Genomic DNA, 24408 nt, shown 5'->3' with positions numbered 1-24408 from the left:
AAATTAAAGTCTATTGTAAAAAAAATCTACAATTCAATTGTAGATTTTAGTATCGTAAAATTGTTAGCCAGTTTTATGATTGATCTTGTGTAGCATCTCTAGGCTGGTGGTGCTCTTTTTTATCTTTTACTTGGTGATTAATATCTTTCCCATGTGTAGCTTCTAAATTGATAGCCTGCTCTTTTTTACTTGTTTTTTCAGGGTTTGGTTTGGTTGTGCTCATAATTTTTATTTTCAAGTTAAAAATAAAAAGAGCTTTCTAAGGGTGATTAACACATTTTAACCGCCAAAGAGCAAAGAATTAGTACTTTTTTAAGTGTTTTATGTACTTTGGTTCACTTTTCAAGGAATGGTACGACAAAATTTTGAATTTCTTAATACCTAAAAGAATATAAGTATTTTTTATTAATTTTTATCGTGAGACACCTTGCTGTCGCCTGTTATAGGTATCACTGGTCCAGAATAAGTAGGAGATTTTTCTATGTTGAGTTCCATCCAGGCCTTGATATTTGCTAGCCATTCTCTTCTAGCAAAATGACTGCTACCAGGATATTCTCGTTGATCTGCTACGTAGCCTTGAATATCAAGTCCCATATTTTTACCTAAATAAATAGCTCTAGGCAAATGAAATTCTTGAGTAAATACAATACTGCTTTTAACTTGAAAAACATCTCTTGCCCTAAACATGGTATCATACGTATCAAAACCTGCATGGTCTAAAAAGATGTCTTCGTCAGGAACTCCTTTTTTGTTTAGGTAATTTTTCATTGCGTTGACTTCGTCATAATTCTTTTCTCCATGATCACCACTCAATAAAAATTTCTTTATTTTTTTGTTTTGATAGGCAAGAAAAGCTGCGTCTACACGATCTTGTAAAATAGGAGATAAGCTTTTGTCTGGACGTACACTCGCGCCTAAAACGATACCTGTGTAAGCTGGTTCCAGTTCTTCTACATTGGTAAAAATTTGATTGCGCGCTGTTCTATTAACGTGTATTTGCAATATCAAAACACCTACCACAACGATGAGCACTCCAAAAACAAGAATGTTTAAAAATTTACGCATTAGATAATGGGAGTTGGTTTTTTATTATCATCAACAGCAACAAATGTAAATGTGCCCTCAACGACTTTTTCTCTCGTGTAACTATACATATCTTCCATATAAATACTTATTCCTACCACACAACTCGTATTTCCTACGTTAACAATTTTTCCTACGAGTTCAATAATACTTCCTTGTGGGATCGGTTTTTTAAAATCAATTTGATCGGTACTTATGGTAACAACTTTTTTTCTTGAAAATCTAGTGGCACAAATAAAAGCTACTTCGTCCATGAGATGCAATGCGGTCCCACCAAAAAGAGTATCATAATGATTAGTAGTATTTGGGAAAACGGCTTTGAAAATACGTGTTTCAGAATCCGTGATTCGTTTATTGATATCCTGCATTGATATTAATTATAGCAAAGCTATTATAGGGTTTGAGAGGTTAGTTACCTTTGTTTTGATGGTTATGATCTCGCTTTCGCGAAAGCGAAAATAGTTTCATAATCAAAGTTACAAATATAACGTAAGACACTTATGAATAGTATAGAAAGTTTAAAATGGAGGTATGCCACAAAGAAGTTTGATCCAGCCAAGAAAATAGAAGTGAGCCAATTAGAATTACTCGCTCAAGCATTTAATTTAACAGCGACTTCTTACGGTTTACAACCATGTAGACTTGTAGTTGTTCAAGACCAAGATGTTAAGGATAAAATGGTGGCGCACTCTTTTGGACAGTTGCAGGTTAAGGATGCCAGTGCTGTTTTAGTATTGTGTACGACCGCTGTAGATAAAAACTATATAAAAGACTATTTTTCTATAGTAAAAAAACAGCGCAACACACCAGATGAGGTATTGAAACCTTTTGAAGATTTCTTGACAGACACCTTTTCTAAAAAAGAGGTGGAAGAAGTAGAGACTTGGGCAAGAAATCAAGCTTACTTGATTTTGGGTAATTTGCTTACAGTGTGCGCACAAGAGCAAATTGATTCTTGTCCTATGGAAGGTTTTGTGCCAGAAAAAGTAGACGAGTTATTAGGCCTTTCTAAAGTAGGATTAAAAAGCACATTACTCTTACCAGTAGGCTATCGTGCTGCAGACGACATGATGTCTGAGCTTAAAAAAGTACGTAGACCTCAACAAGAAATGGTTTCTTATATATAGAAGTATGGCAAGATAATTGTCTAGGTTTTAGTAATATTATACATTTGAATTCATAAGTTAAGAATCATGAAACTATTTGTCTTTATAACTGTTTTACTTATTTCTTTTAGTGCTAGCGCTCAAAATATGAGTATGGATGGTCTTGAGGCAAAAAAAGAAGTGAAGAAAACCGAAAGCGTTAAAGAGGTAAAACTAGACTGGATGACGAGCCTTGAAAAGGCAAAAGCAAAAGCAAAAAAATCTAAGAAACCTATTCTCGTTTATTTCTCTGGTAGCGACTGGTGCACACCTTGTAAAAAACTAGAAAAACATTTTTTTAATACGCCAGCTTTTGAAAAAGCAGCAAATAAGTATCATCTTGTTTATTTAGACAATCCTTATAGAGATGATATTATCCCAGAAAAGGAAAAGAAAGAAAACAAAAAAATAGCCGATAAGCTGGATGTCAAGTTTCCTACAGTTATCGCTTTTGATTTTAAAGGTAAAGAACGTAATCGAGTAGAACGTTTTAGTGGAGAAGATCCTAGATACCACTGGAAATTTATGAAAGAGAACGAAAGTATTTTTAAACTCTAGGCTTGAAAAAATAGACTAAAAAAAACAGCATTTTTCTTTAGAAAATGCTGTTTTTTTTGCTCAAAAATTATTTTAGCCATTAGCCATTAGCCATTAGCCATTAGCCATTAGCCATTAGCCATTAGCCATTAGCCATTAGCCATTAGCCATTAGCCATTAGCCATTAGCCATTAGCCATTAGCCATTAGCCATTAGCCATTAGCCATTAGCTACTGTACTGTGTATTCTATTTCAAAAACTTCAGAAATTCTAAAGTAACCAAAAGGGAAACGATCTGTATTTGTAATATTTACGATATTACCTCGTACAACAGCAGGTTGTGTAGCAAATGGGCCACCGCCGCCGCCATCAGATTGCTGTAGTAGAGTCTCATAAAAATTATAACAACGCTGGTCTATTCCTTCTATAGTTATGGTAGTAGGTGTTCCAGCTTCTAACTCTTCTAAGAAGAAAGTGGTTTGAGAACGATTACCATTAGTGAACTCATCATCACCTATGTCTACTTCGTCATTTTCTCCATCTAGATACTCAAACAAGTAAAAATTACCTTCCTCTGGCGGATCATTGAAAAATGCTGTGATTTCAGTAATATCATCACCAAAACCAGAGATCGTTTCTTGTTCTACCTCTGTTAAGGGAACAGTTTGTTGCAATACTTCAGTTGCAGTATAAATATCACCATTATCATTAATGCTGAGCGTATAACTTACGTCAGTAGGATTATTGATTCTAATAAAAGGAAAGCTGGTATCATAAACTCCATCGGCTCTAAAAGGAATAGGAGTAACAGTTCCTTCACTATCAGTTATAGTAATGGTAGCATCATTGACAAAAACTAAATCTTCATCATAAAACCCAGCAGATCTTGTCAATTGAATTCTTGTGTAAGTAGTCCCAGATTCATTGCGTTGCATTACTGCGTCGATTACTAATCGGGAATCTGAATTATTAAGATTTAACTCTATCACATCAGAACATGAAGAAACTGCTATTAGAGCTATTAGGTATATAAAAATTCTTTTCATCTCTTAAAAATTAAAATTATAAGTAACTGCTGGTACTATTCCAAAAATAGCTAGTCTCGTTGCTTCGTTTCTTCCTGTATCTTCATTTTCTCCAAAGGTGATGCTTACGGCGTTTCTGCGGTTATAAGCGTTGTACAAACTAAATACCCAACTGGATTGCCATCCTTTTTTCTTATCTGGCTTAGGTGTGTACGTAGCAGAAAAATCTAGTCGATGCACCATAGGCAATCTACTGCTGTTACGGGCCTCAAAAGTTGGAATAAATAAGCCGTCAAATTCATACTGACCGTTAGGATAGGTAATAGGTTGTCCTGTTTGCAAGGTAAAATTAGCTCCTAGATCCCACTTTTTATTCAACTCATAATTAGTAGTAATGGTTAGATCGTGCGTTTTGTCCCAAGCAGCATTGTACCATTCTCCATTATTAATTCCAGGTTCTAGAGCAGTTCTTCCTGGCGTACGTTGTTCACTTCTAGAAAGTGTGTATGCAATCCAGCCTTGTAATCTTCCTCTATTTTTTCTTAATAATAATTCTAGTCCGTAGGCTCGCGCTTCACCTTCTAGCAGAATTTGTTCTACGGCATCGTTTGCTATTAAATCTGCTCCATCTATGTAATCCAATCTGTTTTGAACCGTTTTATAGAAAGCTTCTGTTTCAATACTGTAGTCTCCTATATTTTTAAAAAAACCTGCTGCAACTTGATCTCCTACTTGTGGATCTATAAATGTGCCGCTGGGTGCGTAAAGATCAAATGGAGTAGGAGCGTTAGTATTAGAAATCAAGTGTATGTATTGATTAATACGCTGGTAGCTTGCTTTGATACTTGTATCATCGTCTAGAGAATAAGCAATGGAAAAACGAGGCTCTAGATTTACAAATGATTTAAGCGTCTCACTACGGCTGCTTGATAAGGTGTCAATTTCTTCGGCACTTTCATAAACGCCTAAGTCTTGATTATAAAGAAGTGGCTGGTTGTTCTCGTAAATATTCAAGCTTTCTTGCCCTAATCTACTAAAAGTACTTATTCTTAATCCTGCATTGATATTGATGTCGTCGGTGACGGCAAATTCTCCATCGGCATAGATGCCATTTTCCCACGCATATTTTTTGATTAATTGTCGGTCATTTATACCGCTGGTAGGACTGGTAGGTTGAATTCTTCCTGGATCAAACTCATAGTAAATAGAGTTGAGACCATATTTCATTTTTACCTTATCATTTACAAAATGAGTCAAATCATATTTGGCGTTTAAGTTTGTGATTCCACTGTCAAAGGTAAATTCCACAAAGTTCAATTCCAGTCCATAATTATAATCGCTAAAAATAAGAGAAGCATTAGAAAACCATTTTTCATTAAATAAATGATTCCACCTTACGTTTACAAAACTGTTTCCGAAGGTGTTAGCAAAAAGATTATTCACATTAAAAACATCTCTACCAAAGTAACTAGATAAATACAGCCTATTATTATCATCTAGATTAAAGCTTAATTTTGCGTTTAAATCGTAGAAATAAGCTTCGTTTTCAATGTCAAATAATGGCAGAAATAAATGCGCATAACTACTACGTCCACCTACTAGAAAAGACGCTTTATCTTTAATGATAGGACCTTCAAAGAGAAGTCGACTCGCCACAATTCCTATTCCTCCTGTACCACTGAATTGTTTTTTATTTCCATCACGTTGATAGATATCTAGAACACTAGAAACACGACCACCGTATCTTGCAGGAATTCCACCTTTATAAAGTTTTAAATCTTTGATCGCATCTGGATTAAATACAGAAAAGAACCCAAACAAGTGATCGCTCCCATAAAGTGTAGCTTCATCAAGAAGCACCAGATTTTGATCTGCTGCGCCACCACGTACATTAAATCCAGCCGATCCTTCTCCTGCATTACTCACTCCAGGAAGCAAGGTTAACGCTTTTATTAGATCAGTTTCACCTAGAACTACAGGTACTTTTTTAATCGTTTCTATAGAAAGTGCGTTGACACTCATTTGTGGAGATTTAGTGCTCAACTTCTCTACATCGGCATTGATAACAATAGCTTCTAGCTCTTCACCTTCTTCTTTTAAAGAGATGTCTAATTTGATATTTTCTGTAAGAGATATTTTTTTCTCCACCGTTGCATAACCTATACTAGAGTATTGCACCGTATAATCTCCGTCAGGAAGCGTGATGGAATAATAACCATATTCATTACTTATTGTACCTGTTTTCAGTTCCACTATGATCACATTTACGTTGAGCATGGTTTCTCCAGTTCCTGCCTCGATGATGGTTCCTGATAAGGTAGATTTTTGTGAGTACGCTTTCGCGAAAGCGAGAACAGCAAAAACACTTAAAATTAAATTTTTCAATAGTCCTGTATTAGTTGTAAGGTAGAAACGGTTTGACACTAAATTCATTACAAAAATAAACTTGTAATTCACCTAGGTTGTACACTTAACATTTATTTTAAATCTTTTCAAAACACTATGCATACATAATAAAACACTTTAGTAACTTTGAGCAAAACAATTTCTATGACGACTCAACAACTTACAGACCAACTTTCCTTACCAGTAGTGGTAGCACCTATGTTTTTAATTTCAGGACCAGAGCTTGTTATTTCTTGCTGTAAAAATGGTATTGTAGGTACGTTTCCAGCACTTAATCAGCGTTCTAGTGAAGGATTTGAAGAGTGGTTAGTGCAAATTAAAACTGAACTTGCACAATGGGAAGAAGAAACAGGTAAGAAAGCAGCGCCATACGGTGTGAATTTGATTGTTCACGGTAGCAATCCGCGTTTAAAGGCAGATTTGATGTTGTGTATCAAACATAAAGTACCGTTAATTATAACTTCTTTAGGAGCAGTAAGCGATGTAGTAAACGCAGTACATAGTTATGGAGGTGTTGTTTTTCACGATGTTATTAAAAAACGTCATGCTCAAAAAGCTCAAGAAGCTGGAGTAGATGGTTTGATCCTAGTTTGTGCTGGTGCAGGTGGGCATGCTGGAACACATAACCCTATGCCATTTGTACGAGAGGTAAAAGAATTTTTTGATGGTACTATTCTACTTTCTGGAGCAATGAGCTCTGGTCAGGATGTTGCTAGTGCATTGCAAATGGGAGCCGACCTTGCTTATATGGGGACACGTTTTATCAATACAGACGAATCCAAGGCGACCGACGAATATCGAGACATGATTATAGAAGCCGGTTGTAGTGATATCGTTTATACGGCAGCTATTTCTGGAGTAAGTGCTAACTTTTTAGGCGCTAGCCTAGAAGCAGCAGGAATCACAGAAGAACAAATGAAGGCTAAGGTAAAAATCGATTTTGGAAAAGAAATGGATACCGAAGCAAAAGCATGGAAAACCATCTGGAGTGCAGGACAAGGAAGCGCTACTATTAAAGATAGTATGCCAGCTACAGCGTTAATCAACAGAATGAAAGCCGAGTTCAAAACGGCTATTGAAAAACAAATCGAGAATTTAAAGAAATATAGTTGATTAATGTGCTGATGTGCTGATGTGCTGATGTGCTGATTTGCTGATGCGTTGAAAGGACGACTTGACACCTCATGATTCTTAATTTTACAATTACCTTTGCTGCATGAGCCAGCTAGTACAAATCTCTATTTTACCACATCATCTAGAAGATGAAGATCATATACTTCAAAAAGTATTTGATAAGGTAGACTTTCGTATGGATGATGTCCAGGAGTGGAACATCAGAAAACGGTCTATAGACGCACGTCAGAAAAAGGTAAAATACAATCTTCAAATAGAATTATGGCTCAAAGGAGAAGAAATTCCTAAGCGAGAAATTTTTAAAATTCAAGATGTTTCTAATGGAAAAGAAGTAGCCATTATAGGAGCTGGTCCAGCAGGATTATATGCTGCATTGAGAGCCATAGAAGGAGGAATGAAGCCCATCGTTTATGAACGAGGTAAAGATGTACGTTCCAGAAGAAGAGACCTAGCTGCTTTAAATAAAGAGCAAATAGTTAACCCAGAATCTAACTATTGTTTTGGAGAAGGTGGTGCTGGTACTTATAGTGATGGTAAATTATACACACGATCTAAAAAACGTGGTAACGTGCTTAAAGCGATGGAATGGTTTGTAGATTTTGGTGCCACGCCAGATATTCTAGTAGACGCTCATCCACATATCGGAACAAACAAATTACCGCAAATCATTACTTCTATGCGAGAGGCCATTGAAAAGGCTGGAGGCGAAGTTCACTTTTCCTCAAAGCTGATCGATATACGTCATGAAGATCATAGAATTAAAGCAATTCAAATAGAAGGTCAAGACTGGAAAGAGTACGATAATGTTATTCTAGCAACTGGACATAGCGCACGAGATATATTTTATTTGCTTCATAAAAGAGGTATAAAAGTTCAAGCAAAACCTTTTGCTATAGGAGTTCGTATTGAGCACCAGCAAGATTTAATTAATCAAATTCAGTATCACGGCGATGATCAAAACCCTTATTTGCCGCCAGCAAGTTATAGTCTTGTAGAACAGGTGGACGGCATGGGTGTTTATTCATTTTGTATGTGTCCTGGAGGAATAATCGCCCCATGTGCTACAAATACAGATGAGGTAGTAACTAACGGCTGGAGTCCTAGCAAGCGTAATAATCCGTATGCAAATAGTGGTATTGTAGTAAGTGTTTCTCCAGAAGATTTACCTAACTATGATCCACGAGATCCATTCGTATCTTTAAATTTTCAAAAAAAGGTAGAACAAGACTGCTGGATTGCTGCAGGAAAAACGCAACAAGTTCCTGCGCAACGTATGATCGATTTTGTAAAAGGAAAAGTTTCTGAGGATTTACCTAAAACGTCCTATTTTCCCGGTCTAGTAAGTGTAGATTTGAATCAAGTCTTACCAGAAATGCTTTCTAGCAGGTTGCGAGTTGCTTTAAAAACTTTTGGTAAAAAAATGAAAGGTTACTATACAAACGAGGCTGTGCTACACGCTCCAGAAAGTAGAACTAGCTCACCGGTTCAAATACCTAGAGACGCAGTGACTCTTGAGCATATAGAAATCAATGGTTTATATCCATGTGCCGAAGGTGCAGGTTATGCTGGCGGAATAATAAGTGCAGCAATAGACGGTATTAATTGCATGGATCGAGTGATTGAAAAGAATAAAAGTTAGTAAATATACTTATCAACAATCCTACTAATTCGCTTCACATAATTCATTATTCAGAATTATTAAATTAATTTTGCAGCGAATTATGAAACCCCTATATGTTATCCATTACCTATTACGACTTGTCGTATGTGGAGCTATTTGTATTCCCTAAATACATGATTGCTCAAGTAAAAAATGGCACGATACTCGAGCCTGAAAATAATGACGAACTAAATAAAATAGCACAAAGGCATTTTGCAGGAAAAAACTTTGTTTACATATCCAATCGAGTTTTTGAATACAACGTTAGTCCTATGACCTATATAGAAACTTCAAAGATTTCTAATTTAAAAGGAATGGTCATTGTTACCAATACCGAAATTGGTAAAAAAACCGCCATCTTTGAAAGTAAATTTTACTCTAAGGATTTTATGGTAGTTTCAACTGTAGAAGATGCTATTAACTGGGCAGTTCACCTGTTAGAAAAATTTGAGTAATTATTATTCCGCTTTTGCGAAAGCGGAATATAAATCAAAGTAAATTCTAAAGTTCCTAGAAATGCAATACAGAGTGTGTTTTTGAAGCAGGTAATTTTTCTCTGCCTTTGAGAAAGTCCAGTTCGATCATAAAACTGTATCCAGCAATTTCAGCTCCTAGTTTTGAGATTAGGGAATGAGCAGCCGCTGCAGTACCACCAGTAGCAAGTACATCATCGTGAATAAGTACGTTGTCATTAGACTGGATGGCATTTTGTTGAATTTCAATTGTGTCTGTTCCATATTCTAACTCATATTCTTGATCTATCAACTCTCCAGGTAATTTACCAGGTTTACGAACCATGACAAACTTGGCATTAAGAGCATTTGCCATAAGCATACCAAATAAAAAACCGCGAGATTCTATGCCTACGACCACGTTGATATTGTCTTTTTTAAATTTTTGAACTAAGCTTTCGGTCATTTTAATTCGCGCCTCAGTAGAAGCTAGGAGCGGAGAGATATCTTTGAAAACGATTCCAGGTTTTGGAAAATCTGGAATGTCATGGATATGTTTTTCTAAAAAAGGATCATTCATAGTCAAATATAAATAAGGCTGTGCTTTTTAAGACGGTAATATGAGAGTTTAATAATAATATTACTTGAATTAGGTACACCTATAAATATTAGGTAACTTTATTTAGAAATATAGTTGGCATTTTTTTAAAAAGAATTATATTTGCAGCCGCTTAAGCAACATGCTTATGTTTTTTAGGCCTCGTAGCATAACTGAATAGTGCACCACATTACGGCTGTGGAGGTTGCAGGTTTGAATCCTGCCGAGGTCACTGAAAGGGAATTTTCAATTTTATTTTGAAAGTTCCCTTTTTTATTTGCTCCTAACTTATCTGATAAACAGGCGATTTGAGCAAAAATAGAGTTCACTCTAAAAGTTTGAACTCTCTTGTTTTTGAAGTCATACCCTAAACCGTCTGGAAAGACCATATATTGAAGTTTTCTTTTGGTTTCAATATCTCCAGAACTCCACAATAATGGTAGATTGAGCGCATATTTTAAACCTCGGTCAATCGCTTTTTTGAGGTTTGAACTATCAAAAGTATTTTGAGTTAAATTCTTCTTCTTTTCGTTGACTTCAGTGAGTAGCTTGGTTCTAAATTTATCGTATTGCGACTTATTGATCTCTTCAAAAACATATCGCTCTTCTATACGATCCAGCTTTAATTCGATAGCGTTTACTTCTTTTGTAAGTCTTTCAGAATCTTCTATGGCTTCTTTGTTCATACTTACAAATGTATAGTGAAGCATTTCTCTTAATGGAGCGATGAATTTTTCATCTTTTAAAGTATAAGTTTTTAACAGCTCTAAAAACTCTTGGTGTAGCTTTTTTGCACTTCTATTCTCGTTGCTTCCTTTACGTCTGTTCTTGTAATAGTACAATCCCTTTTTCTTTACTACAAAACCTGTATAAGGTGTTCCGCAAACTGTTGATTTAAGGAAGGTTTTTAAAGGTAGGTTTTCATCATCAAAGGAATATTTTCTTGTTTCTGCTCCAGCATTGAGTAGATTATGAATCTTGAGAAATACTTCTCTACTGATTAAAGGCGGATGCAATCCTTCGATAATTTCTCCAGGAATAAGACTATTTACTATGAGGCCACAATAAAACGGATTTCTAAACAAATCACTCAATCGCTTATCGTTGATGTTAAGACCTTTTTTCTGTAGTTTTTTAGCAATATCCACGTGAGACATATTTCTATTTGCTTTCCATAAGAATGCTTGTTTCAGAAGCCTTCCTTCTTCTGTAATAACAAAATTGGGTATTTTACCTTTTCCTGGATTGGCATTTGTGTAGCCAAACGGATATGCGCCTGTCCAATGTCCTTTGCGAAGTTTCTCTTGCATTCCAGAAACAGACTTATCTCTTCTTAATTCGTTATCAAACTGAGAAAACATATAATAAAGGTTTTGCTGGAAGGAACCTGCACTTGTAGAGGTGTCTACCTCTTGAGTAGCCGATATGGTGACTATTCCTTGCTTTTTAAGTTGGTCACTTATGTAAGCGCCATTTGCTCCAGTTCTTGAAAACCTATCATAAGAGTAAACTATAATATATCCTACGTTGCTTCTTCGCTTGACATAGTTAAGCATCTTTTGAAATTCCTTGCGCTCATCACTTTTAGCCGACTCATAGGTTCCACCAAAATACTCAATAACTTCAAGACCTTTCTTATCAGCTAGCTGTTTACAATATTTCAGTTGAGTTTCAAGACTTGCATTATTTTCTGCTTGTTCCTTTGTAGAAACGCGTGTGTAAATAACTGCTTTTCCATCAGTTCGTAATTTTTGTCCCTTACCTGTTTTGGCAAATTTTTCAAATATGGCTAAGTCTTTCATTTTAATTTCTATTTTGGATGTGGTTGCATAATAGGTGTGCAAACTCTTCCATAATTCTTAAAGTAGATGTTGCCTGCGAGTCGTTATAATGCTCAAATCCTTTAAACGTTTTGAGACGAGCGGCGGTCATCTTTGTTTTTTCTAATTGTAATTGTTTACTCTCACTATCTTTAAATGACATTGTTAAGCGATAAACATTCGGCTCTTTTATAGAGTCCTTTATGTTAACTGTAAAATCGCCAGCGTTTAACTAGCTTTCGTTTTACGTGCCACGCTAAAAATACTTTTATCATCAAGTATAATTTCAAGACGTCTATAGTCTCGATGCTGTATTAATTCTGCAACCTGAGCTGCGTTTTCATTAATTTCTATATCTGATTTCCCTTTGCATTTAAAGGAATCATATTTTTGATTCATTAATATCAAAACCGCTTGTACTTCATCTCTCGTCAAGCCTTGCGACCATTCAGTATTTGGCTGATTGAACAACCATCTAATGCTACGGTTGACCATATCGTTTAAGTAGATGATAATATGATTTTCTGGTTTTTGTTCTTGAAAAATCTGATTAGAATCTACTGGTTTCTTAATATCAGAAACACCATTTTTCTGCACCTTAAGTACATAGCTGGTATCTTCTGATAAAATTGCTGTGGTAGCATTTAATAATTTTTGTTCCGCTTTCGCGAAAGCGTACTCGCCAACCGTTTGTATTGCTTCACTTTTTAAACCAAATGCTCTCAATTCCTGAATGATTTCCAACCACAAAATCTCCAACAAACTGAATCGCGCCCAAGTCTCGTGGTTATCACGGCGGTCTCTTATAAAACCATCACGCTGCCATTGTGATAATAAAGCGCGTCGCAAACCGACAATGAACTTGCCCGTATAAGCTTCTTCTTGAAGCAGTTCTTTAATATTTATTTCAGAAGGATTGTTTTTCATTGGCTATTATAGTTGCTCAAATATACAACTATGTATTTATTATAATACATAATAATCATATTATTGATCAATTGTAAAAGTATCTACTTATTTTTTACAGTAGATTTACTATATGTTTACATTAGATTTATATTTTATTGACTGATGTTTAACAATTTGTTTAATAGGTGATTATGGTTGTCATTGCCGATTTTAAAATGTAGTTTTACCATCTTATTGACGTTTGAAAATTGCAATTAAAGCAAACTTCTCATACCCTAAGGCTGACAGAAAATAACTGAGGTTTTAACATCATAGGATTGAATGTTCATTATTCCTTACTCTGAATCGCTCAAGGCTTTAGATACATACATTAAAAATTATAATTCGCAGTGCACAAGCGTAGCCGAAAAGCTGAAGCAATCCACTATTTCTACCGCCAAAGATTTAATACGAATCTATGGTCTAGAACTTTTAAAAATCAAGTACAATCCACTGATGCCGTTACCACCATTACGGACCAATAATAAACATCTAGCAACGATAAGTAACACTAGCGGTCGAACGATACAAAGACATATTAAGAGATTGCAACGGGCAGGAATAATTACTCATAAAAAGTGGCGTGGTTCTAGAGCGAGTTATGATATTCACATTTTGACCGAGATACTGTGTATAACCAAAGCTAAACCTGTTGAAAACCTAAATCCGGACAGAAATAAGTCAAATAAGGTTGTTATTGATAATCAGGTAATTGCTAAAAATAAAACGACAATTTGTCCTCATAGAGATACTAGTAACAATGGTTACATAAATAATATAATAATAGCGGTTGATAAGTGGAAGACAGATACGAGCTCATTACCACTCACTTTATCTTCAAAGTCACGCAACGCTACTGGAAACAGTTTTACAAGATACACAGGGGAAATAGCCCCAAAAAAATATAAAAATGCAGGGGAAACAGCACGGAACACTCGAGTCACAGAGCAAACTGGCGCCGAAATTTTGGAGTCTGATGTGGCTCGTTCCGTTTCCCTTTCCTTTTATGTCAATGCGCTATGGAAGCTTGCGCGAAATACGATTTACAAAGAGCACTATCTCACTAAAAGTCAGGAGAAAAAAGCAAAAGAGCTGCTTTTTAAATGGTACGACCCAGTGCCTGATAAAAAACTGGCAGACGTGCATCAGGTCTATGTTGAACGTCTGGGTATCGTCCAGAAATACATAGCAAAAGACCCTAAAAGCCGCTATGTCCAGCTACCAGACAAATACTTTAATCCAGACAACCCTTCTGGTTTTACAGGTACACGAGCCTGGTACTATCAGCAAAAGAAACGAGAATTGAATGTACAAATGAAGCTCATTTTACACTCTCAGATTCGTCGATTCCTTAATAATGAGAAAAAAGAAACTGCAAAACAACAACCACGATTAGCCCTTTTTAAAGCTTGTGAAACACGGCTTGGAAAGCTTGGACAACCGCACTTAGTTCGTGAGTTTCACGCATCAGTTTTAAACCACAGCACACATAAATTTTTACAATTCAATACTTAAAAATGAATCCATTTAAGAAAAAAGACAGCTCGTTGAGTAGAAAACTCAAAGGAGCGCTGACCGATTTATCCGTAGATATTTTCGGTTATGAAAAGATGGTCACAAAGAACATCACACATCGTACAGATTACATTTCAAAACGTCTTGAAACCCCTACAGAACGGCTCTATATCAGGGTTTTTCAGAAAGACCACGCCATAAAATCATTCCTCTACGACCAGAGCAAACCCATTACGACAATACCTACTGGCGAACTTACCTATTTCTTCTTGGAAGAGCAAATAGCCCAATTAGGCGATTATCAAAACAAGGTGGCTTTTAGTATCAAGCAATACCTCAAAGAATTTGCTGCTGCAAACCGTATTGATGAAGAAAATGTACGCATTTGGATTCACGTAAAGGACAACCAAGTACAGGTTAGAGCTTTTCAAGATGAAGAATTCATCAAACAAATATCACTTAAATCACTAATTAAATTCTTCAAATAATGACACAAAAAAAAGGATGGAAACTCGGCCAGGACTCATTTACAAAAATGATTGTCTGGTTTAAAGATGGTAACGTCAGGACAATGTATTCGATAGACTGGAGACATAAATTATCCAGAACACGAAGTAAGGAAACTGGACTAGAACGCTTCCGAAAAAAGATAAAACAATATGGACCATTAGCAGGTACGATTGAAATTTATGATAAAGCAACAGGACAACGCATTGCTAAATTTTACGAGGGAATAGAAAAAGAACTTCCAAACGATTTACAATGAGAACCATCAAAGAACTACGAGCAAAACTGCATCCTAAAAATAGTTTTGAGAATAAGTACAACATTGAGCCAGATGATAAAATTCATTTGCTCTACGTGAGTCCTAAGATGAATGCGACGGGCTAATACAGGATGATTACGCCTGCTTTAGAAATAAGTAGAACAACAACTCACAAAGCCATACTCACGAGTATTGAAAACAACAACTTCTCCAGCAATCTGACTGAAATGTTACATCAGCTGGACGAGCGATTGATTACTTGGGCAGATTATATCATTTTTCCGTCACTATTTAGTGATGTGAATTATCTGTTTCAGGCCATTAAAACACTCAATCCATCGGTACAATTGGTTATGGATATAGATAGAAATTATTTTGCGATGCCTGATAGTATTCCGCTTTCGCGAAAGCTGACACAAGAAAGGCTAAAGCAACTAGAACACAACTTAGGACTTGTCGATTTAGTGACTGTAGCAAACGAAACGTTTCAAAAATTCCTACAACGTTTTATAGATGACCGCTTACCAAATGCAAATACACTAGTGCAATATCAACCTAGTTTGGTGTCCAGATTCGGTTATGAAGAAATGCCACCGCTATCTAAAAACACAACTGAGAAACTACGCATAGGATTGATAAAAACAAGTGAAGAAGATTTGCTATCTCTTAAGGAAGTAGTTTTTGAAATGAGAAAAACTTTTGGGGATAGAATTGAGTTTATTTACTTCGGCAAGCCCCATTCTGTATGGGAAATAGAAAAACTTTTTGAAGAATATAAAGTAGAAATCCATCCTACCGTTTCATTCTTAGAATATTTTGAAAAGTTGAACAGTTTAAAACTCGATGTAGTTTTGCTACCTGCTATAGAAGGTCTTTTTAATAGGCATCAAAACCATCAGCTTTTTATGGAACTTTCGGTATTTGGGATTCCTGTGATTGCTTCTATGCAGCATCCTGTTAAGAAATGGATTACTGATGGAGAAAGCGGATTTTTAGCAAGTGAAGTTCTAGATTGGTTGGAAGCTCTTGAAACATTTGTAAATTATGACAAAGAGAATAACTTTTCTTCTAATCTCATTAAGAACATCTGGAATAATAACACCTTTACAACGACAGCTATTGATAAAATAACTTCCTTATATATTTAGTCAATCAATATCCCTGAACTTAAAATGAAAGTTCAGGGAATTTACTTTAGAGTACCTTCCACAATCATTCAATTTATCCCACCTATAAATTCAAATTCCTTATCATTACTACGTTCAGTCATTTTAAGTCTTTTTTAAAATATTCCCAGCGTACCAAAGTACATTCCCTCACAATCAAATCCATTCTTCACAAATCTATATTTATCCTAAATCAAAGAGAAAACGAGCTTCCTATAGCGATGAGTTTTCCTATTCAGGATACAGATGCAATTAACGATTACAGAGAACGAAGAAAAAGGAGGAATAGAATTGCTATTCAGTGAAAATTTACCCAAAAAGTTTTCGACCTTCCTAGTAGAAATAGGCTTTCGCGAGGTTTTAAAGAAGAGAAACATCTGGTATGCAGATGCACATCCAGCCTACAAAAGTTTTGCTACTTCCTTAAGAGATACATTTTCTCGTGGCGACGATTGGAAAACGGTAAATCTTTATCCATCCTTTGAGCCGTCCTTAGAAAACATTGACAAAAGCAAATTCAGTTACGTTACGATTTCCTATCGTGGCAAAGAAAAAGCAGAGAAAGACGAATATGTGTTATTCGATTCCTATAAGAAGGTCGCTTTAGAAATAGCCACACAGTTTAAAATAACTGCGTTAACAACAGTTCAGTATATCAACAAATTTATTTTCGATAGAAATATTAATAATTTTAAAATTAGCATCATTTAAAATGCACAACGGGTAAATGCAATCTATCTTTACTAGGATTATTAGCAAATAATAATTATTTCGGTTTCACAACAACTAAATAATCTTTTAACCTCTTCTATTTTTTGTTTTTACTTCATCACAATTATAAAAAAAATACAATGAATTTTGAATTCAAAAGATGTCTTTTGGGTTTTTATAGAATAGGAAGTTTATAAGGTAGAAGGGATGGGTGGCTACTATAAAATATGTAATGACTAGAAGAACTCTCAAATGTTTAGGTAGAAATAAAATATTGATAATAAAAAGTATTTGAAAGAATTAAAACTTCCTAATTCTAGTGGTGTTAAAACAAGAATTTTGATTAAAAAAAATAAAAATTTTAATCGGATACTGCTGTTCATAAATATATGAAAACTATAAATTAGAGTAATTTAAAAGGATAAAGTGTTTTAGAAGTCATTAAAAGATTCTGATTATTAGACGCTTTTTTTGTTAAAATTTTGTAAATAAGAAAAAAAGCATCATTTTTAAAGAAAATTAATAGGCTATTAGATTATTGAGGAATTTGTTTGTGATTATATATTGTACTCCTCTAAAAATTGACTTATTAAAATAACTTCATGTGAGTGAGCTTAGCGGAGCTTCGCTCTAAACTTAAATCTGTATTGCTATGAATTTTGCCATTGGTTGGTATGCTCTGTATGTAAAATCTCGTTGGGAGAAAAAAGTATATGAGTCGTTAAAAGATATTTCTTTAGAATCCTTTTTACCACAAATTACAACAGTAAAACAGTGGAGTGATAGAAAGAAAACAATTCTTAAACCTCTATTTTCATCTTATGTTTTTGTAAATATTAATTCTTCTTTAGAATTCCATAAAGCACTATCTGTTAATGGGGCTTGTGCATATATCCGATTTAGAAAAGAATATGCTAAGGTAACTGAAAAAGAAACCAACCAAATAGAGTTACTTACTGGAGATAAGAACATTTCAGATATAGAGACTAATGTGGTGCTTCCTAAAATCGGTGAAATTAAAAAAAATACTTATGATCCTCTAAACGGATTGGATTGTGAAATTATTAAAGCAGACAACCACAATAAAATTATTGTTAGAATTGACTCATTGCAGCAGAGTATAATGGCAACGATACCTTCTTATGTTTTATCAAAAGTATCTATTATATGAGCAAGAATAAAATTTCTTCTCTTCAGAAATACATTTGGCTTGATCAAAAATTAACTACAGAATCCCCTAAATATAATATAGGTGGGTATGCTGTTATAAAAGGGAATGTAGATTTTTACGTATTTAAGAAAGCGACATCTATCTTTTCAAAAAAGCATACTATTTTAAAGAGTATTTTTCGTGAAGATAAGGGGAATCCTAATATTCTATTAAATGAAAAATCTTTAAAAGAAGGAGTCCTTTATTTTGAAAAAGACAGCATAGAGGAAGCTATAGATTTAATTCAAAAAGATTTTAAAAAGCCTTTTAATCTTGATATAGATGAAAGGCTATTTAATATATGGCTTATAAAAACGAGCCCTAATACGTTTATTTGGTACACTAAATTACATCACTTAATAGCTGATGGTTATTCTTTTCAATTATTATTTAATGGGGTTAGTAATAATTATAAATCGTTAACAAGAGAATTTATTCTTCAAGATAATAATGACCTTAAGGAGTTTAAGCAACATATTAAAGAAGAAGAAGAATATTATAAATCAAAAGACTTTTTAAAAGATAAAAAATATTGGGAGAGTAAATACACTGCTTTTCCAGAACTGATATATAGCAAGCAATATCAAGATAAAAAGTTCTATGACAAAGAACTATATTTATCTAAGGAGTATTTTCAGAAGATACAATTACTCTCTAAACAAGAAGGGGTAAGTGTATTTCATATTTTGTTAGCGAGCTTTTCGATTGTTCTTTCAAGATTTTATTACACAGAAGAGATAAATCTAGGCACTCCTATTCTTAATAGACTTAGCAGGGCAGACAGAGAAGTGTTTGGACCTTTTATTAATTTACTTCCATTACAGATAAAACTAGATGAAGATATTTCTTTTAAAGAGTTTGTTAAACGAATAAAGAGTGAATCTTTTAGTATGCTTAGGCATCAAAAGTTTCAGCAAGCAGAAATTCTTAAAGCTTTATCTTATAAAGGAAATAGGCTATACGATGTTAGGATTTCTTATGAGAGTTTTGATTATCAGAAAACCTTTTCTGATTTCGAGGCTGAAATTATAGCTCTATCAAATTACAGTGAAGAAGACCCTATGTCTGTTCATGTTATGGACTATAATAATGAAGGGTTAAAATTCCGTTTTGATATTAATGGTAACCATGTACCAGAATATATTGCAGATGAGTTTATAAAGTCTTTGAAGTATATTTTAAAAAATGTTAATATTTTATTGGGTGAGAAATTAAAAACTGTTTCTATTACTACTTCTGAGCAAATAGAAGAAGTAAAAAGTATTTCAACAGGTAAAATTAGGCTTCTTAACAATAGAAGTTTTCCAGAATTATGGAAAGAAAATATTGAACAATTTTCATCAAATAAAGCCTTGGTTTATCAAGATGAAAAATTAAGCTATAACGAGATTGACAAAAAGATAACGACCATTTCTAATTATCTTCAAGAACAAGGAATAAAAAAGGGAAATCGCGTAGGTGTCTTATCAAATCGATCTATAAATCTTATTCCTGTAATCCTAGGAATATTGCAATCAGGGGCTACTTATGTTCCAATAGATAAAACTTTTCCTAATGAGAGAAAGAAATTTATTATTGAAGATAGTGACATTAAATTGTTGCTTACAGACAGTCCTGAGGCTCAATATTCTTGCGATTCTGTTTTGATTCAAACTATTCTTGAAAACAAAATACTAGAAATATCTGAAGAGGTTATAATTTTTCCTGAAGATGAGGCATATATAATTTACACTTCTGGTTCTACTGGAAAACCTAAAGGTGTATCTATTAAGCACGAATCGTTAATCGATTATACAACTACTTTTTCAGAGTATTTTACCTTAGATGCATCTGATTGTGTGATTCAACAATCCTCTTTTGTATTTGATACCTCTATAGAAGAAATTTTCCCTATACTGAGTATCGGAGGAACATTAGTTATTTCAGAAAACCCTAAAGATTTCCATAAATTATTACAAGAATGTAGTATTTATAAAGTAACGCTTCTGAGTACGAATCCATTTGTAGTCAATTATTTAAATGATAATCAAAAAAACTATACGCTTTCACTGAAAACCCTTATAAGCGGTGGTGATGTGCTTAAAAAAGAGCAAGTACATAACTTACTAGACACGGTTGATATATACAATACATATGGACCAACCGAAAGTACCGTTTGTGCGACTTATCATAAAGTTACAAAAGAAGATGGTATAATTCCTATTGGTAAGCCCATCTCTAATAGAAAAGTATTTGTTGTAAAAGATGATCAACTGTTGCCAAAAGGAACGCTTGGAGAAATCGTTTTAGGCGGAAAAGGATTGACAGACGGTTATATAAATAATGAAGTATTAACAATGTCATTATTTATTGAAATTGATGGTGAACGTGTATATAAAACTGGAGATATAGGCCAATGGAATCAACAAGGCGAGCTCCTTTTTTATGGAAGAAAAGATACGCAACTAAACTTTAGAGGATATCGAATCGAAGTCAGTGAAATTGAACAAATAATAAAATCTATTGATACCTCAATTAAGAATTGTCATGTTGCAATAAAAGAGTTACAAGGTTTACCCTCACTTATAGCTTATTTAGCTGGTAATAATGAGCTAGACAATAGTTATTTGATAAACAAAATCAAGAAGATACTACCTTCATATATGATTCCAAATCATATAGTGACTCTTGATAAATTACCACTGAACACAAGTGGAAAAGTTGATATTAAACGTTTACCCTTACCTAAGAATTCTTCTATAAAGAAGAAAATTATTCTTCCTTCAACAACAATAGAAAATGAAATAGCAGATATTTGGAAAGTGCTTTTAAATATTGGCAAAGTCGGTATTTATACAAACTTTTTTGAGTTAGGCGGTCATTCTTTACTTGCGAACCAATTTATTGGGATTATAAGGGAGACCAGAAAGCAAGATATTTCACTTAAAGAATTTTATGAATCTCCAACAATACATGAAACTGTTAAAATAATAGAATCAAAAGAGGTTTCCAACATATTCCAATTAGGAAAGGCTCCCGAACAAGAGTTATATCCATTATCCTATCCGCAAGAGCGATTGTGGTTCTTGGATCAGCTTAACCAAGAGAACAAGTCATACTACGTTCCAAGAGCCATTAAAATGACAGGAAAGTTGAATATTCAGCGAATCCGAAGAGCATTTACACTTTTGACAGAAAAGCATGAAGTTTTAAGAACTGTTTTTCCTGTAATTGATGGTATTCCTTATCAGAAAATTTTAGACCCATTTGAATTCCAAGTTCCTCTCATCTCTTTAGTGCATTTATCTCTAGAAGAACAGGATAAAGCATTAAAGGAATTCATTTTTGAAGAAGGAAACACGTTTTTTGATTTAGAAAAAGGGCCATTGTTGCGAATTACCATTCTAAAAAGATCCGAAGAAGATCAAGTATTAGTGCTGTGTCAGCATCACTTAATCCATGATGGTTGGACACAAGGAATTTTGTTGAGAGAGTATATTGATATTTATACTGAATTAATGGAAGATGAAAACTATCAAGTGACAGTCCCAGAATTACAGTTTAAAGATTTCTCTTATTGGCAGAAAGCCTTTTTTGATGATCAAAGGTTGACACAACACATGAGCTTTTGGAAGCAAAAGTTAGAAGGTCATATTCCTGTATTGCCATTGCCTCAAAAAGCAAAAAGACCGAAACTAATCACAGGAAATGGAAAATTATTAATTAAAACGATAGATGCTGAGTTATCTGACAAAATACGTGATTACAGTAAAACCAGTTGTTCTACTTTGTTTATTACCATGATGACAGCCTTTAAACTGACCTTAAGTCGATTTAGTAATGAAACAGATATCTGCGTTGGAACTGCTGTAGCTAACAGACGATTGGCATCCATTGAGAATATATTAGGAATGGTAATCAATACCATTACCTTAAGAACAAAACTTAAAGATTCAGATACTTTTGCGGATGCTCTTGAAAAAGTAAAAGAAACATGCTTTGAAGCCTATACCTATGAAGATACACCATTTGGAAAAGTAGTAGAGCATGTTTCTCCAAATAGGAGTTTAGGGTTAATGCCATTGTTCCAGTACATCTTTAGTTTCATGAACACACCTTCAAGAAATTTGTTCTTACCAGATATTGATCTTGAAATTTTAGATTCACATAATTTATCAGCCAAGTTTGATATCAATGTAGTAGTAGTTACGCCTTACGAGCAAGCATTGCTGGAAGGTATGGAGGAAACAGACAGAACTATTATTGTGGAATGGGAATACAATAGTGATATATATGCAGAAGATACCATGTGGCAAATGCTTGATTCTTATTTTGAGATTTTAGAAGCGATGGTTACCACTCCAAAAGTTTCTTATAAGCAGATTCCGTGTATGAATCAGGAGCAAGAAAAAGAGCTTTTAATAGATTTTAATAACACAGCAGAACCAATACGAAATAAAACCGTTGTTGACTTATTCAAGATTCAGGTTGAAAAGACTGCTGATACCATAGCCGTAGTGTATGAAAATCGAAAAATTACTTATAGAGAATTAGATGAACGCTCCAATGAAATAGCAAATTTTATTATATCGCAAGGAACAGTAGAAAAAGAAAACATAATCGGAATTTTATTAAACCGAAGTGAATGGATTGTGATTAGTATGCTTGCTGTACTCAAGGCTGGATGTGCTTATCTATCTATTGATCCGTTATTTCCAAATAAACGAATTGAATATATCAAAGAGGATAGCAATTGCGAAATTGTTATTGACGAAAATTTCTTAGAAAATTTTCAATCATCTAATAAAAATTCGGAAGTATTAGAAAATGAAATTACATCTAATCAACTTGCTTATATCATTTATACTTCGGGTTCTACAGGTCAATCAAAAGGTGTAATGATTGAGCATAAGAGTTTAGTGAACTTCTTAGACGATTATCAACTTGAAAAATCAAATACCTCACTTACATGTAATACTATTTTTGATGTCTCTGTATTTGAGATTATGGGTTCTATAACTTCTGGAAGCACATTGTTTATTCCAAATGAAGAAATTGTTTATAATCCGAAGGAATATACGGGTTTTCTATACCAGAACAAAATCTCACATTGTTATATTCATCCAATGCACCTGAAAGAAGTATCCAATCAATTGGCTACTTATGATAATATTTATTTAAAAAAGATATTAATTGGGGTTGAAGGAATTCAACCATTAGTAATTGAATGGTATCATAAAAATAATGTAGAAATCATCAATGCTTATGGTCCAACAGAAAGTACTATTTGTGCAACGAATCTTAAAATTGATAGTCTTAAAGCTATCAAAACTCCTTACATTCCAATTGGAACACCACTGAATAATTATCAAGCTTATATTTTAGATTCTTTTAGCAATGCATTACAGCCCAAAGGGGTCATTGGAGAGCTATGTGTGTCAGGTGCTGGCTTATCACGAGGCTATTTGAACCAACCAAAATTGACCGCAGAGAAATTTATTGACCATCCATTTATAGAAGGTGAACGTTTGTACAAAACGGGTGATTTAGCGAGATGGTTACCTGACGGGAATATTGAGTTTATAGGCAGGAAAGACCATCAAGTAAAGATTAGGGGATATCGAATAGAACTGGGAGAGATAGAATATGTTTTGAATAAGCAAAGCGGAGTTGTATCGAGTGTTGTTGTTGCGCAAGAAAAGGGGCAAGACAAGCACTTGGTTGCTTACCTTGTGACAGAGAGTAATATTGATCAAGCGACATTAAAAGAATCACTTCGTTCTCATCTACCAACTTATATGATTCCCCAGTATTTTATGAAATTGGAAGCATTGCCACTAACTTCTAATGGTAAGATTGATAGAAAAGCACTCCCAAAAGTTTCGATAGAAGGTTTGGGCGAAAGCGTATATGTCGCACCAGAAACAGAAACAGAAAAAGTAATGGCTTCAATCTGGCAAGAAGTTTTGGGAGTAGCACAAGTTGGTGTTACTGATAATTTCTTTGAGTTAGGAGGTCATAGTTTGAAAGTAACTCAACTGATAAACAAGATCAACAAAGAACTACAAAGCAATCTAACGGTAAAACAAGTTTTTGTTTTACCAACAATCAAAGGACTTAGCAAAGAAATTACCGATACCAATTACCAATCCATCCTGAGAGCTCCTATTCAAGAGTTTTATTCATTAACGTCTTCACAACGTAGACTTTGGGTTTTAAGCCAGTTTGAAGGGGGCGGGACAAGCCTATAACA

21 protein-coding genes, 1 tRNA gene and 1 pseudogene are annotated in these 24408 nt (G+C 34.3%); 14 read left to right on the top strand and 9 right to left on the bottom strand.

All coding sequences use genetic code 11. The features are described 5' to 3' along the window. Nucleotides 1-73 precede the first annotated feature (73 nt). The 3 genes from DDD_RS18075 to DDD_RS00885 form a co-directional block, all read right to left on the bottom strand. Nucleotides 74-223, bottom strand: a complete 150-nt coding sequence (locus DDD_RS18075) for a hypothetical protein (protein ID WP_015360813.1) — start codon at nucleotides 221-223, stop codon at nucleotides 74-76. A 182-nt stretch (nucleotides 224-405) separates the two neighbouring features. After that, the gene (locus tag DDD_RS00890) at nucleotides 406-1065 is read right to left on the bottom strand and encodes a SanA/YdcF family protein (RefSeq protein ID WP_015360812.1); all 660 of its coding nucleotides are present in this window, start codon (nucleotides 1063-1065) and stop codon (nucleotides 406-408) included. Beyond that, nucleotides 1065-1451 (bottom strand): acyl-CoA thioesterase, encoded by a 387-nt coding sequence (locus tag DDD_RS00885; protein ID WP_015360810.1) that lies wholly within the window; start codon nucleotides 1449-1451, stop codon nucleotides 1065-1067. Before DDD_RS00885 ends, DDD_RS00890 begins: the two co-directional genes overlap by 1 nt. 132 nt (nucleotides 1452-1583) lie before the next feature. Here DDD_RS00885 and DDD_RS00880 point away from each other — a divergent pair, with 132 nt between their 5' ends. Beyond that, nucleotides 1584-2210 (top strand): NAD(P)H-dependent oxidoreductase, encoded by a 627-nt coding sequence (locus tag DDD_RS00880; RefSeq protein ID WP_015360809.1) that lies wholly within the window; start codon nucleotides 1584-1586, stop codon nucleotides 2208-2210. Nucleotides 2211-2276: 66 nt separating this feature from the next. Then, nucleotides 2277-2786 (top strand): thioredoxin family protein, encoded by a 510-nt coding sequence (locus tag DDD_RS00875; RefSeq protein WP_015360808.1) that lies wholly within the window; start codon nucleotides 2277-2279, stop codon nucleotides 2784-2786. Between the two features lie 209 nt (nucleotides 2787-2995). On the opposite strand, the gene DDD_RS00870 is transcribed toward DDD_RS00875, so the two are convergent. Both DDD_RS00870 and DDD_RS00865 read right to left on the bottom strand, forming a co-directional pair. Further along, complete coding sequence (locus DDD_RS00870; protein ID WP_015360807.1) at nucleotides 2996-3811, bottom strand: DUF4249 family protein; 816 nt, start codon at nucleotides 3809-3811, stop codon at nucleotides 2996-2998. A gap of 3 nt (nucleotides 3812-3814) precedes the next feature. Continuing rightward, a complete protein-coding gene (locus DDD_RS00865) occupies nucleotides 3815-6223 on the bottom strand; it encodes a TonB-dependent receptor (protein WP_015360806.1) in 2409 nt (802 codons plus the stop codon). 117 nt (nucleotides 6224-6340) lie between these two features. Here DDD_RS00865 and DDD_RS00860 point away from each other — a divergent pair, with 117 nt between their 5' ends. From DDD_RS00860 to DDD_RS00850, 3 genes are all read left to right on the top strand, one after another. Beyond that, nucleotides 6341-7309, top strand: coding sequence for an NAD(P)H-dependent flavin oxidoreductase (locus DDD_RS00860; RefSeq protein ID WP_015360805.1), 969 nt, complete (start codon nucleotides 6341-6343; stop codon nucleotides 7307-7309). Between the two features lie 103 nt (nucleotides 7310-7412). Beyond that, a complete protein-coding gene (locus tag DDD_RS00855; RefSeq protein WP_015360804.1) occupies nucleotides 7413-8969 on the top strand; it encodes an NAD(P)/FAD-dependent oxidoreductase in 1557 nt (518 codons plus the stop codon). A gap of 95 nt (nucleotides 8970-9064) precedes the next feature. After that, nucleotides 9065-9445 carry a hypothetical protein gene (locus tag DDD_RS00850; RefSeq protein ID WP_015360803.1) on the top strand — a complete coding sequence of 127 codons (381 nt, stop codon included), beginning with the start codon at nucleotides 9065-9067 and terminating at the stop codon, nucleotides 9443-9445. A 55-nt stretch (nucleotides 9446-9500) separates the two neighbouring features. Here DDD_RS00850 and DDD_RS00845 read toward each other — a convergent pair whose 3' ends face one another. Continuing rightward, the gene (locus DDD_RS00845) at nucleotides 9501-10022 is read right to left on the bottom strand and encodes an adenine phosphoribosyltransferase (protein WP_015360802.1); all 522 of its coding nucleotides are present in this window, start codon (nucleotides 10020-10022) and stop codon (nucleotides 9501-9503) included. Nucleotides 10023-10198: 176 nt separating this feature from the next. On the opposite strand from DDD_RS00845, the gene DDD_RS00840 reads away from it, so the two are divergent. Beyond that, a tRNA-Arg gene (locus DDD_RS00840) sits at nucleotides 10199-10272 on the top strand. A gap of 742 nt (nucleotides 10273-11014) precedes the next feature. Here the strand turns inward: DDD_RS00840 and DDD_RS18200 are convergent. From DDD_RS18200 to DDD_RS00830, 3 genes and pseudogenes are all read right to left on the bottom strand, one after another. Continuing rightward, nucleotides 11015-11842, bottom strand: a pseudogene (locus DDD_RS18200) (recombinase family protein); the annotation flags it as partial. A gap of 1 nt (nucleotide 11843) precedes the next feature. Then, complete coding sequence (locus DDD_RS00835) at nucleotides 11844-12023, bottom strand: hypothetical protein (RefSeq protein ID WP_041566821.1); 180 nt, start codon at nucleotides 12021-12023, stop codon at nucleotides 11844-11846. 65 nt (nucleotides 12024-12088) lie between these two features. Beyond that, the gene (locus DDD_RS00830; RefSeq protein ID WP_015360799.1) at nucleotides 12089-12787 is read right to left on the bottom strand and encodes a MerR family transcriptional regulator; all 699 of its coding nucleotides are present in this window, start codon (nucleotides 12785-12787) and stop codon (nucleotides 12089-12091) included. A gap of 303 nt (nucleotides 12788-13090) precedes the next feature. On the opposite strand from DDD_RS00830, the gene DDD_RS00825 reads away from it, so the two are divergent. The 8 genes from DDD_RS00825 to DDD_RS00795 all read left to right on the top strand — a co-directional run bounded on the left by DDD_RS00825 (nucleotide 13091) and on the right by DDD_RS00795 (nucleotide 24406). Beyond that, nucleotides 13091-14323, top strand: coding sequence for a winged helix-turn-helix domain-containing protein (locus tag DDD_RS00825; protein ID WP_015360798.1), 1233 nt, complete (start codon nucleotides 13091-13093; stop codon nucleotides 14321-14323). Nucleotides 14324-14325: 2 nt separating this feature from the next. After that, entirely contained in the window at nucleotides 14326-14811 is a 486-nt protein-coding gene (locus tag DDD_RS00820; RefSeq protein ID WP_015360797.1) for a hypothetical protein, read from the top strand. After that, entirely contained in the window at nucleotides 14811-15089 is a 279-nt protein-coding gene (locus DDD_RS00815) for a hypothetical protein (RefSeq protein ID WP_041566820.1), read from the top strand. Before DDD_RS00820 ends, DDD_RS00815 begins: the two co-directional genes overlap by 1 nt. Then, complete coding sequence (locus DDD_RS18305; protein WP_015360795.1) at nucleotides 15086-15214, top strand: hypothetical protein; 129 nt, start codon at nucleotides 15086-15088, stop codon at nucleotides 15212-15214. Before DDD_RS00815 ends, DDD_RS18305 begins: the two co-directional genes overlap by 4 nt. A 6-nt stretch (nucleotides 15215-15220) precedes the next feature. Then, nucleotides 15221-16237, top strand: a complete 1017-nt coding sequence (locus DDD_RS00810) for a glycosyl transferase family 2 (protein ID WP_015360794.1) — start codon at nucleotides 15221-15223, stop codon at nucleotides 16235-16237. Between the two features lie 264 nt (nucleotides 16238-16501). Next, entirely contained in the window at nucleotides 16502-16966 is a 465-nt protein-coding gene (locus DDD_RS18195) for a hypothetical protein (RefSeq protein ID WP_015360793.1), read from the top strand. A 652-nt stretch (nucleotides 16967-17618) separates the two neighbouring features. Further along, on the top strand, nucleotides 17619-18137 hold the full coding sequence (locus tag DDD_RS00800; RefSeq protein ID WP_015360792.1) for a UpxY family transcription antiterminator: 519 nt from the start codon (nucleotides 17619-17621) through the stop codon (nucleotides 18135-18137). Next, nucleotides 18134-24406 (top strand): non-ribosomal peptide synthetase, encoded by a 6273-nt coding sequence (locus DDD_RS00795; RefSeq protein WP_015360791.1) that lies wholly within the window; start codon nucleotides 18134-18136, stop codon nucleotides 24404-24406. The genes DDD_RS00800 and DDD_RS00795 overlap by 4 nt, the downstream gene beginning before the upstream one ends. The last annotated feature ends 2 nt before the right edge of the window (nucleotides 24407-24408 follow it).

The organism is Nonlabens dokdonensis DSW-6 (assembly GCF_000332115.1).
Classification (GTDB): Bacteria; Bacteroidota; Bacteroidia; order Flavobacteriales; family Flavobacteriaceae; genus Nonlabens; species Nonlabens dokdonensis.
Note: the sequence above shows the minus strand (reverse complement) of the source record. Positions and strands in the feature narration are given on the sequence as shown.

What these genes read in the sequence shown, in the direction of transcription:
- DDD_RS18075 (WP_015360813.1), bottom strand. Translation starts at nt 223, where the DNA reads ATGAGCACAACCAAACCAAACCCTGAAAAAACAAGTAAAAAAGAGCAG.
- DDD_RS00890 (WP_015360812.1), bottom strand. Translation starts at nt 1,065, where the DNA reads ATGCGTAAATTTTTAAACATTCTTGTTTTTGGAGTGCTCATCGTTGTG.
- DDD_RS00885 (WP_015360810.1), bottom strand. Translation starts at nt 1,451, where the DNA reads ATGCAGGATATCAATAAACGAATCACGGATTCTGAAACACGTATTTTC.
- DDD_RS00880 (WP_015360809.1), top strand. Translation starts at nt 1,584, where the DNA reads ATGAATAGTATAGAAAGTTTAAAATGGAGGTATGCCACAAAGAAGTTT.
- DDD_RS00875 (WP_015360808.1), top strand. Translation starts at nt 2,277, where the DNA reads ATGAAACTATTTGTCTTTATAACTGTTTTACTTATTTCTTTTAGTGCT.
- DDD_RS00870 (WP_015360807.1), bottom strand. Translation starts at nt 3,811, where the DNA reads ATGAAAAGAATTTTTATATACCTAATAGCTCTAATAGCAGTTTCTTCA.
- DDD_RS00865 (WP_015360806.1), bottom strand. Translation starts at nt 6,223, where the DNA reads ATGAATTTAGTGTCAAACCGTTTCTACCTTACAACTAATACAGGACTA.
- DDD_RS00860 (WP_015360805.1), top strand. Translation starts at nt 6,341, where the DNA reads ATGACGACTCAACAACTTACAGACCAACTTTCCTTACCAGTAGTGGTA.
- DDD_RS00855 (WP_015360804.1), top strand. Translation starts at nt 7,413, where the DNA reads ATGAGCCAGCTAGTACAAATCTCTATTTTACCACATCATCTAGAAGAT.
- DDD_RS00850 (WP_015360803.1), top strand. Translation starts at nt 9,065, where the DNA reads ATGTTATCCATTACCTATTACGACTTGTCGTATGTGGAGCTATTTGTA.
- DDD_RS00845 (WP_015360802.1), bottom strand. Translation starts at nt 10,022, where the DNA reads ATGAATGATCCTTTTTTAGAAAAACATATCCATGACATTCCAGATTTT.
- DDD_RS00835 (WP_041566821.1), bottom strand. Translation starts at nt 12,023, where the DNA reads ATGTCATTTAAAGATAGTGAGAGTAAACAATTACAATTAGAAAAAACA.
- DDD_RS00830 (WP_015360799.1), bottom strand. Translation starts at nt 12,787, where the DNA reads ATGAAAAACAATCCTTCTGAAATAAATATTAAAGAACTGCTTCAAGAA.
- DDD_RS00825 (WP_015360798.1), top strand. Translation starts at nt 13,091, where the DNA reads ATGTTCATTATTCCTTACTCTGAATCGCTCAAGGCTTTAGATACATAC.
- DDD_RS00820 (WP_015360797.1), top strand. Translation starts at nt 14,326, where the DNA reads ATGAATCCATTTAAGAAAAAAGACAGCTCGTTGAGTAGAAAACTCAAA.
- DDD_RS00815 (WP_041566820.1), top strand. Translation starts at nt 14,811, where the DNA reads ATGACACAAAAAAAAGGATGGAAACTCGGCCAGGACTCATTTACAAAA.
- DDD_RS18305 (WP_015360795.1), top strand. Translation starts at nt 15,086, where the DNA reads ATGAGAACCATCAAAGAACTACGAGCAAAACTGCATCCTAAAAATAGT.
- DDD_RS00810 (WP_015360794.1), top strand. Translation starts at nt 15,221, where the DNA reads ATGATTACGCCTGCTTTAGAAATAAGTAGAACAACAACTCACAAAGCC.
- DDD_RS18195 (WP_015360793.1), top strand. Translation starts at nt 16,502, where the DNA reads ATGCAATTAACGATTACAGAGAACGAAGAAAAAGGAGGAATAGAATTG.
- DDD_RS00800 (WP_015360792.1), top strand. Translation starts at nt 17,619, where the DNA reads ATGAATTTTGCCATTGGTTGGTATGCTCTGTATGTAAAATCTCGTTGG.
- DDD_RS00795 (WP_015360791.1), top strand. Translation starts at nt 18,134, where the DNA reads ATGAGCAAGAATAAAATTTCTTCTCTTCAGAAATACATTTGGCTTGAT.